Here is a 14,374-nt window from a genome sequence, read left to right as displayed (position 1 = left end):
CTGGATCCATACGGTCCAGGTTTTTTTTTATCTACTATCTGCATACTAAGTACTACTTCTCGTTGCAAAAAAAAGGCGCCTAATCGGCGCCATACTCTAATGTCTAAAATCTACTGTCTAATATCTATCCCACCCTAGGTCTTAATACTAAGTACTAAGTACTCCTACAGCATCATAGCCGCAAAGAATAGTCCGAACTGCTTTTCCGACAACCATTGACCAAGTACCTCGCGCATTTTGCTGCGGGTCTGTTCTCTGGTCAGCGCAGAACCTTTTTTCTTGATTAGATTGTCCGTCACTGTGGTTCCGGTCATTTCGACTTTGGAAGCATAAATATTGAAATTTTGTTCTGGCACGACAAGTCCCAGGATCATTCCTGGCAGACCGTGCAGCGTACTAGGGCTGCTCGCCAATGGAATTTGATCAGTATAGAATGCAACTACATACACTGAATCTAGTGTAACGCCATTTGCGCGCCTACAATCGTATCCCGCGATATTGCGATACTCATTAGTGATCTTCCATTTAACATTCGTTAGGGAGTCTGAAATAGCTATTGGGGAGCCTCCTACTTCCAGCGACATGGAGGTCTGCTTCGTCGCGAGGTTTTGATAGATTTTCGTTCCGTAGTCCAAGAATCCGAAACGTAATAGCTGTGCGACCATGGCAGGCTGATCCTTTGGCAAAGGCTCCAGCATCGATTCACTTCCCGAAAAGGTAAGCTTGCGTTGTAGAACCGCTGTTTCCGGCACCTTTGTCAACATATCTTCGAAAAATTTGCGCTGGAAATCAGATTCTTTCATCATACTGATTTGTCGCTTCATCATATTTTTGACGTGTACTGTCTTATCGTAGGTGATCACGCCCTGTTCCGGGAAGAAAACATGTTGGGCATTCGCTTGTTGAAAACCTAGGACAAAAAATAATAGTATGGCAATATATAGTTTCATTTTCATGATTATTCAGCTCCTTTCATTGATGTAAAATCCCAGCTTACTTTTAGCATAAAATATCTGGAAATGGTATTAAACGTTTGTTGGGTAAATGAGTTTACCGTTTGTCTACGGCTAAATCCTTTGTTTTGGTTCAAAATATCGTTGACATAGAAGTCGACAACCAAGTTCTCCCCTTTTAAGAATTTCTTGCTTACGCCTGGTGTAAAAATGGTGCGTTCGAATTTCTCTGCGTAAGTTTTAGTTGGTGCCTCATAGGTATAAGCTAAATCAGCATAGAGTTGGAATTTCCCAGGTAAATACGCGCGCACTTCTGCGTCGCCCTCAAGTGTGAAACCTTCCGAATTACGATCCGGTGTGAATGTAGATTTCATCACGCGCCAACCTGGTCGTGCGCCCACTCTAAAATCAACGCCCTTGGTGGTATTCTTTTCTAAGCCAAAGCGGATATTATAATCATACGTTGTTGATTTGTTTTCGGCGTAAGGAATGCCTTCATAATTTTCACGCGGAACATCTCTGATTAAGTTATAAGAACTGCTATAGTTAGCCCCTAGATGGATATCTGCTTTAATTTGCTGCTTGGCAATCACGTTAAATCCACTTCCTCCATATAGATATGCAGAGTAAGCATCCTTGTCGGAATTATCATACATCATGATTCTAGATCCATCCGGGAAAACCGTCTCATTCAACTGTATCGCTCTTTTTGTCTGCGTAACACCAGATCCCAGATACATATATCTACCTTTCATCATTTCGTATGTGCCTCCATCTAATGAAAACGAGTTGTTGATAGAAGGCTTCAGATTTTCATTACCAATGGTCTGATTCAACTGATCGGTATTCTGGCGCAATGGCTGAATCTGCGTCAAAGAAGGCAGTTGCGTATTGCGTCTATAGCTTAAGCCCAATGCTTTGGTCTTTGTAAAAGCATAACGTAAGCGCGCGTTCGGCGTATAGTTTAAATAATCACGCTTCAGGTCGATATTATCCAAGTTATTGAACATATTCATATCGTCATGACGAAGAACGTTCGTGACATTGAAATCAATCTTATCCGATTTATAACCGAAGGTCAAGTTTGCAGCGCTTGTCCTCGTGTCAAAGTTGAAATCATTACTAAACTCCCTATCAAACACCTTGTATTCACCGGCAGCATTCTTGTTGAATGAGCTTAATACGGAGTGAGCTTTCGACTGGCTGTAGTCGTATCCTATCGAGGATCTCCAGCGTTTCGATAGCGGCTCTGAATACACGATTGATGCGTTTAAATTATCTGTTTTCGAATTGCCATCTTTAAATTGATCTACCGTATCGCGTCGGGAAGTAATACGATTATTAAGTTCAGACATTACTTGCAATTCGTTATTCCTTTCCGCATTGCTGCCCGCAAAAGTCAAGGCAATTGAACGTCCTTCTTTCTTGAGTTTCCTTGTGAAGAAGGCATTGTAGGTTAAATTCGTTCGATTCGACAATTCTTGCTGACTACTTGTATTATCAGATGCCAGGGTGCCATCTCTCCAAGTATTTGCATCGACATTCGTCGAGCGATCCGCGTGTGTGCGATCGGCCGACACTTTAAGCGTTAAGGTGGAAAGGGAGTCGATTGCAAAGTCGTACTTAGCATTCATACGGTGTTTATTTGCATCTGAACCGCTATTCTGGTTTTTATCTGTATTAATTATACCTTCATTGGTCGCATTCTGGATTAAAGTATTTTCAAAGACATCATTTTCGATCCTAGCAAATTTGTAGCTCGCGTTCAGCTTATGTTTCTTATCCTTCCAGGCGTCCATCACCGAAGCGCCAAGGGATATGGCCTTCGGATGCCCCTTGCCGTCCCAATTCGAAAATTCATCAGCATTCTGCACCATATAGAATCCACCATCACTTGTCATTCCTGATTCGGTATCCGACATATTAAACTTCTCCTGCTCTTGCCAACTGAGGCTAAATTTTCCGTCGGTAGAGCCCATTAAATAAGCACCCAACTTAAAACTACCTTTAAATTTATTGTAGGCCAGCTTACCCATGTAATACTCTTTTTTATCACCCACTCCGCCGGCAAGTTCCGCCTTCCCGAAAGAGCCGTTCTTTGCATCTTCCTTCAGCTTCACATTGATGGTCTGGATGCGGGTTCCATCATCTACGCCCGTTCGTTCCGCCTGCTCCGATTTCTTCTCATAAACCTGAACTTTATCCACCATATCCGAACGGATATTACGTGTCACTAAGGTTGGATCATCGCCAAAGAACTCTTCCCCGTCGACTAACACTTTTTCCACCGTCTTTCCCTGTGCTGTAATCTTTCCGGAAGCATCGACCGAGATACCTGGTAATACTTTCAGCAAATCTTCCACCTTGGCATTCTTCTCTGTCACGAAACTCGAAGCATCATATTCCGTCGTATCTCCTTTTATTACCACCGGTATTTTCCCTTTAATCAGGACTTCCTCAATAAGATTCGCGGCACTTTGCAGCTCAATTTCCCCTAGCGAAACATTGCCGGCTCCCTTTTTAATCGTCTGGAAGTAATCCCCAAACTTGGGGTAACTCACAATCAATAAGTGATCTTGATTATCAGGATTGTTGATGGAGAATTTACCGTCGGCATTTACCCGGGTAAAATCAACGAGGATGGAGTCTTTAGCTTGAAGGAGCATGACCGTAGCGTTGGCTAGCTTAGCCTTATCAGACTCATCCACAATAGATCCTGAGATTTTGCTTTGAGCCGACGACTGTAGCGAAAAGAAACCGAGGACTAAGGTTAGCAAGGCAGTGGTTAGTAATTTCATAAGTTATATTAAAAAAATAATGTGATTCGTTAGGTTCTACGAAAATATCACAATTACGTGATATATAGCATACAATTGCTTGAGTTTAACATAGATTAACAGATGTTTGTAACTAAGCAAGAGACTTCACTAGCACCAACTATTGGTAGCATAACGGAGTGAAAAGTTACAGGTTTAGTAAATTTTATTTCACTACCTTTGTAAAAACCATTTGAAATGCAAAAAATCAAAGACTATGTAGAGGCGAATAAGGATCGCTTCTTGGATGAATTATTTGAATTATTGCGCTTTCCCTCTGTAAGTGCAGATCCACAATTTAAAGAAGGTGTCTTAAACACTGCAGAGTTTGTCGCTCAAAAATTAAAAGATGCTGGCGCGGATAATGTTGAAGTCTGCCCTACTGCTGGCTACCCAATTGTATATGGAGAGAAGATCTTCGATCCATCTTTACCAACTGTATTAGTTTATGGCCACTACGATGTGCAGCCCGCAGATCCGTTGGAATTGTGGGATACACCTCCATTCGAACCTACGGTTCGCGATGGTAAAATCTATGCACGTGGTGCCGCTGATGATAAAGGCCAATTCTATATGCACGTGAAGGCATTTGAATACATGGTTAAAAACAATGAGCTAGCTTGTAACATCAAATTCATGATCGAAGGCGAGGAAGAAGTAGGTTCAGCTAACTTAGGAATTTTTGTTCGCGAGAATAAAGAGCGTTTGAAAGCAGATGTAATCGTTATTTCGGATACATCGATGATCAGCTTGGAGACTCCTTCATTAGAAACAGGCTTACGTGGTCTTTCTTATGTTGAAGTAGAAGTAACAGGCCCTAACCGCGATTTACACTCGGGTGTTTATGGTGGTGCTGTAGCAAACCCTGCTACGATCTTAGCCAAGATGATTGCTTCATTGCACGATGAGAACAACCATATCGCTATCCCAGGATTCTATGATGATGTTATTGAATTGACAGCAGAAGAACGCAAAGCGTTAAATGAAGCTCCTTTCGATATCGAAGAATACAAAACAGACTTAGGCGTTGCTGATGTTTGGGGTGAAAAAGGATATACAACAATAGAACGTACAGGTATTCGCCCTACTTTAGAGGTGAACGGTATTTGGGGTGGATATATTGGCGAAGGAGCGAAGACGGTATTACCTTCTAAAGCATTTGCTAAGATTTCTATGCGCCTAGTTCCTAACCAGAACTCAGAGCGTATTACTGAATTATTCAAAAAGCACTTCGAAGGCATGGCTCCTGAGTACATTAAAGTCGAAGTTAAACCGCATCATGGTGGCGAGCCGGTAGTCACTCCTACAGACAGCATTGCTTACAAAGCAGCTGAGAAAGCCTTGGAAGAAACGTTCAATAAGAAACCAGTTCCTACGCGTGGTGGTGGTTCTATTCCAATCGTCGCATTATTCGAACAAGAATTAGGAATCAAGACTGTATTATTAGGTTTCGGATTAGATAGTGACAACTTACACTCTCCGAACGAGAAGTATGGCATTGAAAACTACCTGAAAGGTATAGAGACAATTCCGCTTTTCCATAAATATTATGCTGAGTTAAGCAAATAACATAAAAATGCTTCACGCTTGTGAAGCATTTTTTTTATCTTCGGCTAACTGATCGCAGATAATGTTATTACTATTCAGAAAAATACACAGACTTCTTTATTTCTTTGCTGTATTATTCTTTTTTATCCTCTCTTATCCCCTTCTATTTTTACTTGCTAGAAATCCACTTAAAAACTATGCTGCTATTGTTTGGTTCCGCAAATGGATCTCCATTCTCAGCGTTCATTTAGTAGGCATCCGTTTTCATATACACTACGAAGAGCCCATCGATTGGTCACGGCCGTATATCCTTTGCCCTAACCATACCTCTATATTAGACATTACAGCACTTACCTATCTCTGTCCGCAGCAGTTCTCTTTTATGGGAAAGATCGAGTTGCTGAAGAATCCCGTGACACGAATCTTCTTTAAGTCGATCGACATTCCTGTGAAGCGAGAAAGTAAGATATCCTCATTCAAAGCATTTAAGCGTGGCTTGGAATTATTGGGTTTAGGAAAATCGCTAGTGATATTTCCCGAAGGTGCGATTGAAGATGAGTATCCTCCAAAGCTCCATAAGTTCAAGGCCGGCGCCTTTAAAATGGCACAAGAAAACCGGACAGCTATTCTGCCGGTGATTATCCACAACGCATGGAAGATTATGTGGGATGATGGCAGAGCGTTCGGATCAGCTCCCGGTACTATTCATATTTCCGTACTGAAGCCCATACAGTATGTAGAATCGGAAAACACAAAATTTAACACGGTAGAAAACGAGGTATATGAAAAAATGAATAAAGTCTGGTTGGAAAATCTCGCCAAATATTAATGTTCAACCTCCTATTTAAGTATTTAATTATCTGACAACCTGCTGTTTACATTATTAATAAAAGATTTACACATATTTTACTTGCATTAGTTAAATTAAATATTATTTTTGCGAAAATGTAAAACTTAATTAAAGAGATATGTATTGGACACTTGAATTAGCTTCGCATTTAGAAGACGCTCCATGGCCAGCGACAAAAGATGAATTAATTGACTATGCTATTCGTTCAGGAGCACCTGTTGAAGTAATTGAAAACCTTCAAGCTTTAGAAGACGACGGTGAACCTTACGAGAACATCGAGGAGATTTGGCCAGATTATCCTACTAAAGATGACTTCTTTTTCAACGAAGACGAATATTAACATCATCATAGAAAGCGCCTTTACAAAAAGGGCGCTTTTTATTTAATCCTTTTCTAGAAATCGTCGTCAAAGCTTAAACAATATGAATATGGGAAAGCAATTACTTTTTTTACTAACAATCATTCTTCCATTTATGTCAATGGCACAAACGGCTAAAGGCTCCACTGGCGACGGCAAGAGTATGGATGTCGCAAGAACCTTTATAAACGAATTAGCCGACTTTGACACCCCTTTGGATGTAATCCTTAGTGAAAGGGTTATTGTTAACCATCCTAACGACGAACTTTATGACTACCTGGAGGCTAGCCTACAGGAAATCAGAATCAACTTATCGCTGAAGAATGTTGATGAGATCCAATATAAAACTTTCCATGAGCTGCCGCGAAAAGAAGTCCGCGACATCGACCCGGAAGGCATGAACATTAACAACATGGTTTTTCTCTATTACAAAAACAGATTGTTGACTTCCATCTACGTTGAAAACGGAAAAATAGCGTCCTTTACCCTAGTATCAAAAGGCAATGAGATGGCTCATTTCGTCACCTATTAACAAAAAGACATTTTTTTAATAGAATTCTTGCAATTCTCAAAAGTATCGTTGATATTTGTTCAATAACTAATGAATACAGCAGTAGCAAATAAAACTTGGTGGTGGCACAGCATATAATGTTGTGGCAATAACCTATTAGTTTAATTTAGCGAAACAAAAAATAGCGGGCTTGCCTTTTCGGCAAGCCCTTTTTATTGAATTTTATGAAAGAGATACTAGCACATTTATTTGAATACAAGTCCTTTACAAGAAAGGAAGCATACGACATCTTAACCAATATTGCTACCGGCAAGTACGATAGCCATCAGATAGCTGCCTTTATGACAATCTATGGCATGCGTAGCATACGCGTGGAGGAGCTGGGTGGTTTTCGCGACGCCATGTACGATCTGTGCAATAAAGTGGAGTTCAAAGGATACGATTTGATTGATATGTGTGGCACCGGAGGTGATGGAAAAAACACTTTCAATATATCCACCCTGGCATCTTTCGTAGTAGCAGGTGCAGGCTACCATGTTGCAAAGCATGGAAATGTCGGGGTTTCATCGGGCTGTGGCTCGTCCAATGTGATGGAATACTTGGGGTATCAGTTCACCAACGACCAGAACGAGTTGCAAGCGCAACTGGAGCGATCGAACATCTGCTTTCTACATGCACCATTATTCCATCCGGCAATGAAAACCGTAGCACCTATCCGCAGGGCACTCTCCGTGAAGACGTTCTTTAATATGCTTGGTCCATTGACAAACCCTGCCAATCCGAAATTCCAATCGGTAGGTGTCTTTAGCTTAGAATTAGCGCGCTTATATGCATACCTATATCAAGGAACCGACAAGCAATACAGCATTATGCATGCCTTGGATGGCTATGATGAAATATCGTTGACCGGAGATTTCAAGATCATTACCAACGCCGGAGAGAACTATTATACCCCCGAGGAAATCGGCTTTAGCCCAATCAACGCTGCAGATCTTGCGGGCGGCGATACGGTAGAGGATGCTGCGAAGATCTTCAGAAAAATAATCCAAGGCGAAGGTACCGACGAACAGAACAATACCGTATTGGCGAATGCAGCATTCGGAATCAAAACCTTCCATCCGGAGAAAAGCTTTGGCGATTGTTACTACGAAGCGGAGTCCTCCTTATTGGGGTTAAAAGCATTAAACAGTTTTAATCAGCTGATCAATGGCTAAGGAAATCCTCATCAAAGTATGCGGTATGCGCGAGCCTGAGAATATTGCGGGACTGGTAAAACTTCCCATAAACTATATTGGGCATATCTTTTATGAGAAGTCGCCACGCTATGTTTCGGAAATTATAGATCTTCCCATTCCAGAGGCTATTAAAAAGACAGGCGTCTTCGTTAATGCAGATCTAGCTATAATCAAGCAGACCATTCATGATCATCAGCTAAATGCTATTCAATTGCATGGCGGTGAATCCGTGGCGTTGTGTCAAAACGTAAAGAAATTAGGCGTAGAACTGATCAAAGCCTTTGCTGTAGACGATGACTTCCAATGGGATAAGCCGCAAGAATACGTCGATGTTGTCGACTATTTCTTATTTGACAGCAAGAGCGAGGCCTATGGTGGCACTGGAAAAACATTCAATTGGGATAAACTGAAATCTTATCCTTATGCTAAGCCTTACTTCCTTAGTGGGGGGTTATCGTTAGAAAACCTGGCTGAGGCCTACCAATTCGATGATGAAAGACTGGTCGGACTGGATCTAAACTCAAAATTTGAAGTATCTGCAGGACTTAAAGACTTAGATAAAATAAATAAAGCATTGAAAATAATTGAACATGAGCAAATATCAAGTAAATAACAAAGGATATTACGGACCTTTTGGTGGTGCATACATCCCGGAGATGCTGTACCCAAATGTGGAAGAGTTACAGGAGCAATACCTAGCGATTCTTGAGGATCCAAGTTTTAAAGCGGAGTTTGAACAATTATTAAAAGATTACGTAGGACGTCCCTCTCCTCTTTACCGTGCAAATCGCTTATCGGAAAAATACAACGCTAATATCTTTTTAAAACGCGAAGATCTAAATCATACCGGCGCGCATAAGATCAATAACACGATTGGGCAGATCCTATTAGCAGAAAAGCTCGGTAAGAAACGAATTATCGCCGAAACGGGTGCTGGACAACATGGCGTTGCTACCGCGACGGTATGTGCGTTGAAAGGATTAGAATGTGTTGTTTACATGGGCGAGATCGATATTGAGCGTCAGGCACCTAACGTTGCCCGCATGAAGATGATGGGAGCTACTGTTGTAGCGGCTAAGTCGGGGAGCAGAACCTTGAAAGATGCAACGAACGAGGCTTTAAGAGATTGGATAAACAATCCAGTCGATACGCATTACATTATTGGGTCTGTGGTCGGACCGCATCCCTATCCGGATATGGTCGCACGCTTTCAATCCATCATTTCCGAAGAAACAAAAAAGCAATTATTAGAGAAAACGGGCAAAGAAACCCCTGATATTGTGATGGCCTGTGTTGGCGGTGGTTCCAATGCCGCAGGTATGTTCTATCATTTCTTGGACGACGAAGATGTTCAGTTGATCGCCGTTGAAGCAGCGGGACATGGTGTAGAAAGTGGTGAATCGGCTGCGACTACTATTCTTGGTCAGGAAGGCGTACTACACGGTAGCCGTTCCATCCTGATGCAAACGGAGGATGGACAGGTAATCGAACCTTATTCTATTTCCGCGGGCTTAGACTACCCTGGCATAGGCCCGCAGCATGCCTGGTTATTCAAGTCGGGCCGTGGAACATACGTCAGTGCAACAGACGATGAAGCGATGCAGGCCGGCCTGCAATTAACGAAACTCGAAGGTATCATCCCGGCAATCGAAAGCTCGCACGCACTCGCCCATCTGGAGAAGATGAACTTTAAAGGTGATGAGACCGTCGTTATCTGTCTATCGGGCCGCGGCGACAAGGATTTAGACAATTACATGAAATATTTTGGATTTTAACACCATGCAAATAACAAAACACGCAAATGGATTATTGTCCATTTACTTTACAGCAGGATACCCACATATAAATAGCACACTAGAAATCGCAAAGGCTTTAGAATCTGCAGGTGCTGATTTTCTGGAAATTGGATTCCCCTATTCCGACCCGGTTGCGGATGGACCTACCATCCAGCATAGTTCGGAGGTCGCATTAAAAAACGGAATGACCTTAAAGGTTCTATTCGAGCAGCTCAAAGACCTGCGAAAGCATGTGCAGATCCCGGTATTCCTAATGGGCTATGTCAATCCCGTTATACAGTTTGGCGTTGAAGCATTCTGTAAGGCATGCAAGGAAGTTGGTGTGAATGGAACGATCATTCCAGATTTACCGATGTATGAATATGAGGAACTCTATCGACCTATTTTTGAGGAGAATGGCATCAGCAACATCTTTTTAGTTACTCCACAAACCTCAGAATCTAGAATCCGAAAGATCGATGATTTATCGACCAGCTTCATTTATCTTTTATCCTCCAATGCTACAACGGGCAAACAATTGGATATTCAAGATCAAGCAGCAAACTATTTCCAACGAATCAAAGATATGGACTTGAAAAACCCATTCATCATAGGCTTTGGAATACACGATCAACATACGTTCTCAAAAGCTACAAGTTATGCCAATGGCGCTATTGTAGGAACAGCTTTCGTGAAATTATTGGCGGAAGATGATTATTTAGACCGTATACCCGCATTTATACAATCTATTAAAGGGATAAATTAGAACAAAAAAGAAGGGGATTCAGCATATCCCCTTCTTTATCTAGTTAACTCGGTTAAGAACTTTGTTAAATAGAAAAATTACCGCACCTGCCGCCAAGGTAAGTCCTCCGACGCCAATAAACAGCAAGCTTGGATGTGCAGCTAATTGTTCCATAATATTATTAGGTTTATACTATAAAGTAAGACTAATATAAAACCGCACTTCCTCTTTCGCAAGTAATTTTTAATTTTTTTTATCCACAAATGTTTTATTTGTTTCTATATTTGAAACATCACATGAGGAAAATTGTTGCCATATTGCTTTTGACGATTTATTCTGTATGCAGTACAGGAGCAACAATCTATATGCATCATTGTGGAAAACGTACTTTGATCTCCGTATTAGATGAGGAAAAAGTATCACATGATCAGTGCCCAATGTGTATTGAACACCATCACAATCAGGAACATAGCGAAAAAGACGCCAGCTGTTGTAAGGACAAAGACCTGTGTCAGGACGTACAAGTCGAATTAAAAAGCGAGTCGGAACAGCAACAATCCTCCATTCAACAACTTTTCAACTTCACACCCGCAGTAGTAGTCATTCCATGGTTATTGCCATATTTAGAACAATGGCTAGAGCAGGATTTGAATTGGAATATCCCTAGCGAGCGGACTCAACTCGCCTATGTCAATCCCGTTTATCTACTAAACTGCAACTTCAGAATTTGATTTAATATTGATTTCAATCCAGATTATTTATTAGGAAAATTGATTCAATATTAAATTTATTATGCATTTACGAAGATTATTACCATTAATCATACTATTATTTTGTGGGCAAATTTTAGTTGCTCAAAGCCAACTTACGACTGTAAGTTTTGAAGTTGCCGGCAATTGCGGCATGTGTAAAAAGCGCATCGAGAAAGCAGGAAAAGATGCTGGTGCAACAGAGATTGAGTGGAGCCAAAACAGCCATCTCGCAACCGTTAAATTAGATACCAACAAGGTTAAAGTCGACCATATTAAGAAGCAGATTGCGGCCGTTGGTCATGATGCCGGAGAGTTTAAAGCCGATGATAAGGTTTATGAGGAACTCCACGAGTGTTGTTTGTATGACCGCTTAGGAGAAGACGAAGAGGAAAGCCATGAAGGACACGACCATGCTGATCACGATCATGAGGGCCATGACCATGAAGGGCATGAGCACGCAATGAAACCCGAAGAAGACGGAGGACATAATCACGACCATGATCACGAAGTGACCGGAGTGGTAGTGAATGAAAACGACAAAGGTGATCTGAATCCTATTATCGAAGTTACGGTATTCTGGGCAGACGAGCCTGCGAAAAAGGTTAAAACAAATGAGAATGGCGTATTTAAAATTATGCACAAAAAGCCATTCCGTCATCTCGTTATTTCCCATGCAAGCATGCAAAGTGATACGGTAGAGGTAAAAAACCTGCATGAGGTTATCGTAATCCAAGCGAAAAACAATGTACTAAAGGAAATCGTAATCTCCAGAAAACAGAAGTCTAACTACATCTCGAAGCTTACCCCGAACAGAATAGAGACATTGACCGCCAAGGAACTTTTCAAGGCCGCATGTTGTGATCTAAGCGAAAGTTTTACGACTACAGCATCGGTGGATGTCGTTAGCAGTGATGCGGTGACAGGGAGTAAGCAAATCCAGATGTTGGGTCTTAGCGGTATCTATACGCAAATTACGGTAGAAGGTCTACCAGGACCTCGCGGATTTTCCGCGCCTCTAGGCTTGAACTCTATTGCCGGAACCTGGATCGAAGCCATCAATATCAGTAAAGGAATCGGTTCTGTAGCGAACGGTTTCGAAAATATGGCCGGACAAATCAATGTGGAACTTAAGAAGCCACATAACTCCGACAAGTTATTTTTCAATGCTTATGCGAATAACATGGGCCGTACGGATGTAAACTTAAATGTATCGCATCATATCAATGAGAAATGGTCGGTTGGCCTATTATTACATGACAACTTCATGTACAACAAATCCATGAACTTCAGTGATAATGGTTTCCGTGATATGCCTGTTGGTAATTTATTCTCCGGAATCAACAGATGGCATTATGAGAATGGAAAAGGTATAATCGCTCAATTCGGCGTTAAATTCCTTCATGATGATCGCATCGGTGGACAGATCGATTTCAACGAGAAGACCGATAAATACGGTACGGACCTATACGGACTAGGTTTCAAGAACCAGCGTATTGAAGGTTTCGGTAAACTGGGTTATGTTTTCCCGACAAACAAACACCGTAGTATCGGGCTTCAGTTGTCCGCAAGCCGCTTCAAACAAGAAAGCTTCTTTGGATTAAACGCATACGATAATGAGCAGAAATCCCTATATGCTAACCTTTTGTTCCAAGACATCTTAGGCTCTGTTGCCCATAAATACAAAGTCGGAGCGTCGGTACAGCATGATAACTATGACGAGGATTTGGCGCGCTATCAGGCAGGACAAACTGCTTATCAATACGATTTCGGCCGCAAAGAAACCACGGCAGGGGCATTTGCAGAATATACCTTTAGCCCGTCTGAAAATTTCGACGCTGTTTTAGGCCTTCGCCAAGATTACAACAACCTATATGGTTGGTTTACTACGCCACGCGCCGTATTACGCTATCAGCCGACTCTTAACACAACCCTTCGCTTAAGCTCGGGAAGAGGACAGCGCACAGCGAATATCTTTGCGGAAAACTTAGGTATTTTCGCTTCCAGCCGTAGCATCAACAATATGGCAGGGCTGATCAACGGCGCCAATGCGTATGGCTTAAAGCCTGAGGTATCCTGGAATACCGGATTCACGTTCGACCAGAATTTTCAATTATTTGGCAGAGAGTCGGGTATTTCGGTAGAGTTATTCCACAACCGTTTCCAAAACCAAGTAGTCATCGACTATGAAGATCCACGTCAGGTTAGTTTCTATAACCTAGATGGCAAGTCATTCTCCAATAGTATTCAAGCGGAGTTCCGTTTTATGCCACTTCAACATTTTGAAGCACGCATGGCTTACCGTTTACTAGACGTACAAACAGATTATCAGTCTGGAAGACTGGAGAAACCAATGAACGCGAAGCACCGTGGGTTCTTGAACTTAGCTTATAACCTGCACTCGGGATGGGCATTTGACTATACCTTAAACGTGGTAGGAAAAAAACGTCTTCCAAGTACCGCAAGCAATCCGGTTGAATACCAACTCGGCACACGCTCAGATGCTTATGTAACGATGAATGCTCAAGTTAGCCGCACATTCGGTAAGAACAAAAACTTTGATATCTATATCGGAGGAGAGAACTTAACAAACTTCTACCAGAAAGATCCAATCTTAGCATTCGACAATCCTTTTGGTCAAAACTTCGATACCAATCTCGTATGGGGACCAATTACCGGTCGTATGTTCTACACCGGTATCCGTTACCATATCAAATAGGAATGCGACTGACCTGAAAGCAATTAAAAACTTTCATCACCCCATTTTAACCCGTATCAAAGCCCTTCCAGAGCGGCTTTGATACGGGTTTGTATTGGGTTTACATTGGGTTTGA

Annotated in this window: 12 protein-coding genes; 10 read left to right on the top strand and 2 right to left on the bottom strand. The window is 41.8% G+C overall.

The features are described 5' to 3' along the window. Positions 1 to 164: 164 nt before the first annotated feature. On the bottom strand, positions 165 to 956 hold the full coding sequence (locus tag QYC40_RS02730; RefSeq protein ID WP_301992280.1) for a GLPGLI family protein: 792 nt from the start codon (positions 954 to 956) through the stop codon (positions 165 to 167). Between the two features lie 2 nt (positions 957 to 958). Further along, on the bottom strand, positions 959 to 3,751 hold the full coding sequence (locus tag QYC40_RS02725) for an outer membrane beta-barrel protein (RefSeq protein WP_301992279.1): 2,793 nt from the start codon (positions 3,749 to 3,751) through the stop codon (positions 959 to 961). Between the two features lie 216 nt (positions 3,752 to 3,967). On the opposite strand from QYC40_RS02725, the gene QYC40_RS02720 reads away from it, so the two are divergent. From QYC40_RS02720 to QYC40_RS02675, 10 genes are all read left to right on the top strand, one after another. Beyond that, entirely contained in the window at positions 3,968 to 5,338 is a 1,371-nt protein-coding gene (locus tag QYC40_RS02720) for a dipeptidase (protein WP_301992277.1), read from the top strand. A 61-nt stretch (positions 5,339 to 5,399) separates the two neighbouring features. Beyond that, the gene (locus tag QYC40_RS02715; protein WP_301992276.1) at positions 5,400 to 6,146 is read left to right on the top strand and encodes a 1-acyl-sn-glycerol-3-phosphate acyltransferase; all 747 of its coding nucleotides are present in this window, start codon (positions 5,400 to 5,402) and stop codon (positions 6,144 to 6,146) included. A gap of 139 nt (positions 6,147 to 6,285) precedes the next feature. Further along, positions 6,286 to 6,507: a DUF2795 domain-containing protein gene (locus QYC40_RS02710; protein WP_002996718.1), complete on the top strand. Its 222-nt coding sequence runs from the start codon at positions 6,286 to 6,288 to the stop codon at positions 6,505 to 6,507. Between the two features lie 88 nt (positions 6,508 to 6,595). Continuing rightward, positions 6,596 to 7,057, top strand: a complete 462-nt coding sequence (locus QYC40_RS02705; RefSeq protein ID WP_301992266.1) for a hypothetical protein — start codon at positions 6,596 to 6,598, stop codon at positions 7,055 to 7,057. A 203-nt stretch (positions 7,058 to 7,260) separates the two neighbouring features. Continuing rightward, positions 7,261 to 8,250: an anthranilate phosphoribosyltransferase gene (gene trpD / locus QYC40_RS02700; RefSeq protein ID WP_301992264.1), complete on the top strand. Its 990-nt coding sequence runs from the start codon at positions 7,261 to 7,263 to the stop codon at positions 8,248 to 8,250. Beyond that, positions 8,243 to 8,884, top strand: coding sequence for a phosphoribosylanthranilate isomerase (locus QYC40_RS02695; RefSeq protein ID WP_301992263.1), 642 nt, complete (start codon positions 8,243 to 8,245; stop codon positions 8,882 to 8,884). The genes trpD and QYC40_RS02695 overlap by 8 nt, the downstream gene beginning before the upstream one ends. After that, positions 8,862 to 10,046, top strand: a complete 1,185-nt coding sequence (trpB, locus tag QYC40_RS02690) for a tryptophan synthase subunit beta (protein WP_301992262.1) — start codon at positions 8,862 to 8,864, stop codon at positions 10,044 to 10,046. Before QYC40_RS02695 ends, trpB begins: the two co-directional genes overlap by 23 nt. A gap of 4 nt (positions 10,047 to 10,050) precedes the next feature. Next, positions 10,051 to 10,812 (top strand): tryptophan synthase subunit alpha, encoded by a 762-nt coding sequence (trpA, locus tag QYC40_RS02685; RefSeq protein ID WP_301992261.1) that lies wholly within the window; start codon positions 10,051 to 10,053, stop codon positions 10,810 to 10,812. Between the two features lie 275 nt (positions 10,813 to 11,087). After that, positions 11,088 to 11,522, top strand: coding sequence for a hypothetical protein (locus tag QYC40_RS02680; protein WP_301992260.1), 435 nt, complete (start codon positions 11,088 to 11,090; stop codon positions 11,520 to 11,522). Positions 11,523 to 11,583: 61 nt separating this feature from the next. Further along, positions 11,584 to 14,259 (top strand): TonB-dependent receptor, encoded by a 2,676-nt coding sequence (locus tag QYC40_RS02675; RefSeq protein ID WP_301992258.1) that lies wholly within the window; start codon positions 11,584 to 11,586, stop codon positions 14,257 to 14,259. The last annotated feature ends 115 nt before the right edge of the window (positions 14,260 to 14,374 follow it).

This window comes from Sphingobacterium sp. BN32 (genome assembly GCF_030503615.1).
GTDB lineage: Bacteria > Bacteroidota > Bacteroidia > Sphingobacteriales > Sphingobacteriaceae > Sphingobacterium.
This window is presented reverse-complemented; position numbering and strand designations above follow the sequence as displayed.

Bases quoted from the DNA above. Each gene is read 5' to 3' on its own strand.
- QYC40_RS02720 (WP_301992277.1), top strand. From the start codon at position 3,968: ATGCAAAAAATCAAAGACTATGTAGAGGCGAATAAGGATCGCTTCTTG.
- QYC40_RS02695 (WP_301992263.1), top strand. From the start codon at position 8,243: ATGGCTAAGGAAATCCTCATCAAAGTATGCGGTATGCGCGAGCCTGAG.
- trpD (WP_301992264.1), top strand. From the start codon at position 7,261: ATGAAAGAGATACTAGCACATTTATTTGAATACAAGTCCTTTACAAGA.
- trpB (WP_301992262.1), top strand. From the start codon at position 8,862: ATGAGCAAATATCAAGTAAATAACAAAGGATATTACGGACCTTTTGGT.
- QYC40_RS02715 (WP_301992276.1), top strand. From the start codon at position 5,400: ATGTTATTACTATTCAGAAAAATACACAGACTTCTTTATTTCTTTGCT.
- QYC40_RS02680 (WP_301992260.1), top strand. From the start codon at position 11,088: ATGAGGAAAATTGTTGCCATATTGCTTTTGACGATTTATTCTGTATGC.
- QYC40_RS02725 (WP_301992279.1), bottom strand. From the start codon at position 3,751: ATGAAATTACTAACCACTGCCTTGCTAACCTTAGTCCTCGGTTTCTTT.
- QYC40_RS02710 (WP_002996718.1), top strand. From the start codon at position 6,286: ATGTATTGGACACTTGAATTAGCTTCGCATTTAGAAGACGCTCCATGG.
- QYC40_RS02675 (WP_301992258.1), top strand. From the start codon at position 11,584: ATGCATTTACGAAGATTATTACCATTAATCATACTATTATTTTGTGGG.
- QYC40_RS02730 (WP_301992280.1), bottom strand. From the start codon at position 956: ATGAAAATGAAACTATATATTGCCATACTATTATTTTTTGTCCTAGGT.
- QYC40_RS02705 (WP_301992266.1), top strand. From the start codon at position 6,596: ATGGGAAAGCAATTACTTTTTTTACTAACAATCATTCTTCCATTTATG.
- trpA (WP_301992261.1), top strand. From the start codon at position 10,051: ATGCAAATAACAAAACACGCAAATGGATTATTGTCCATTTACTTTACA.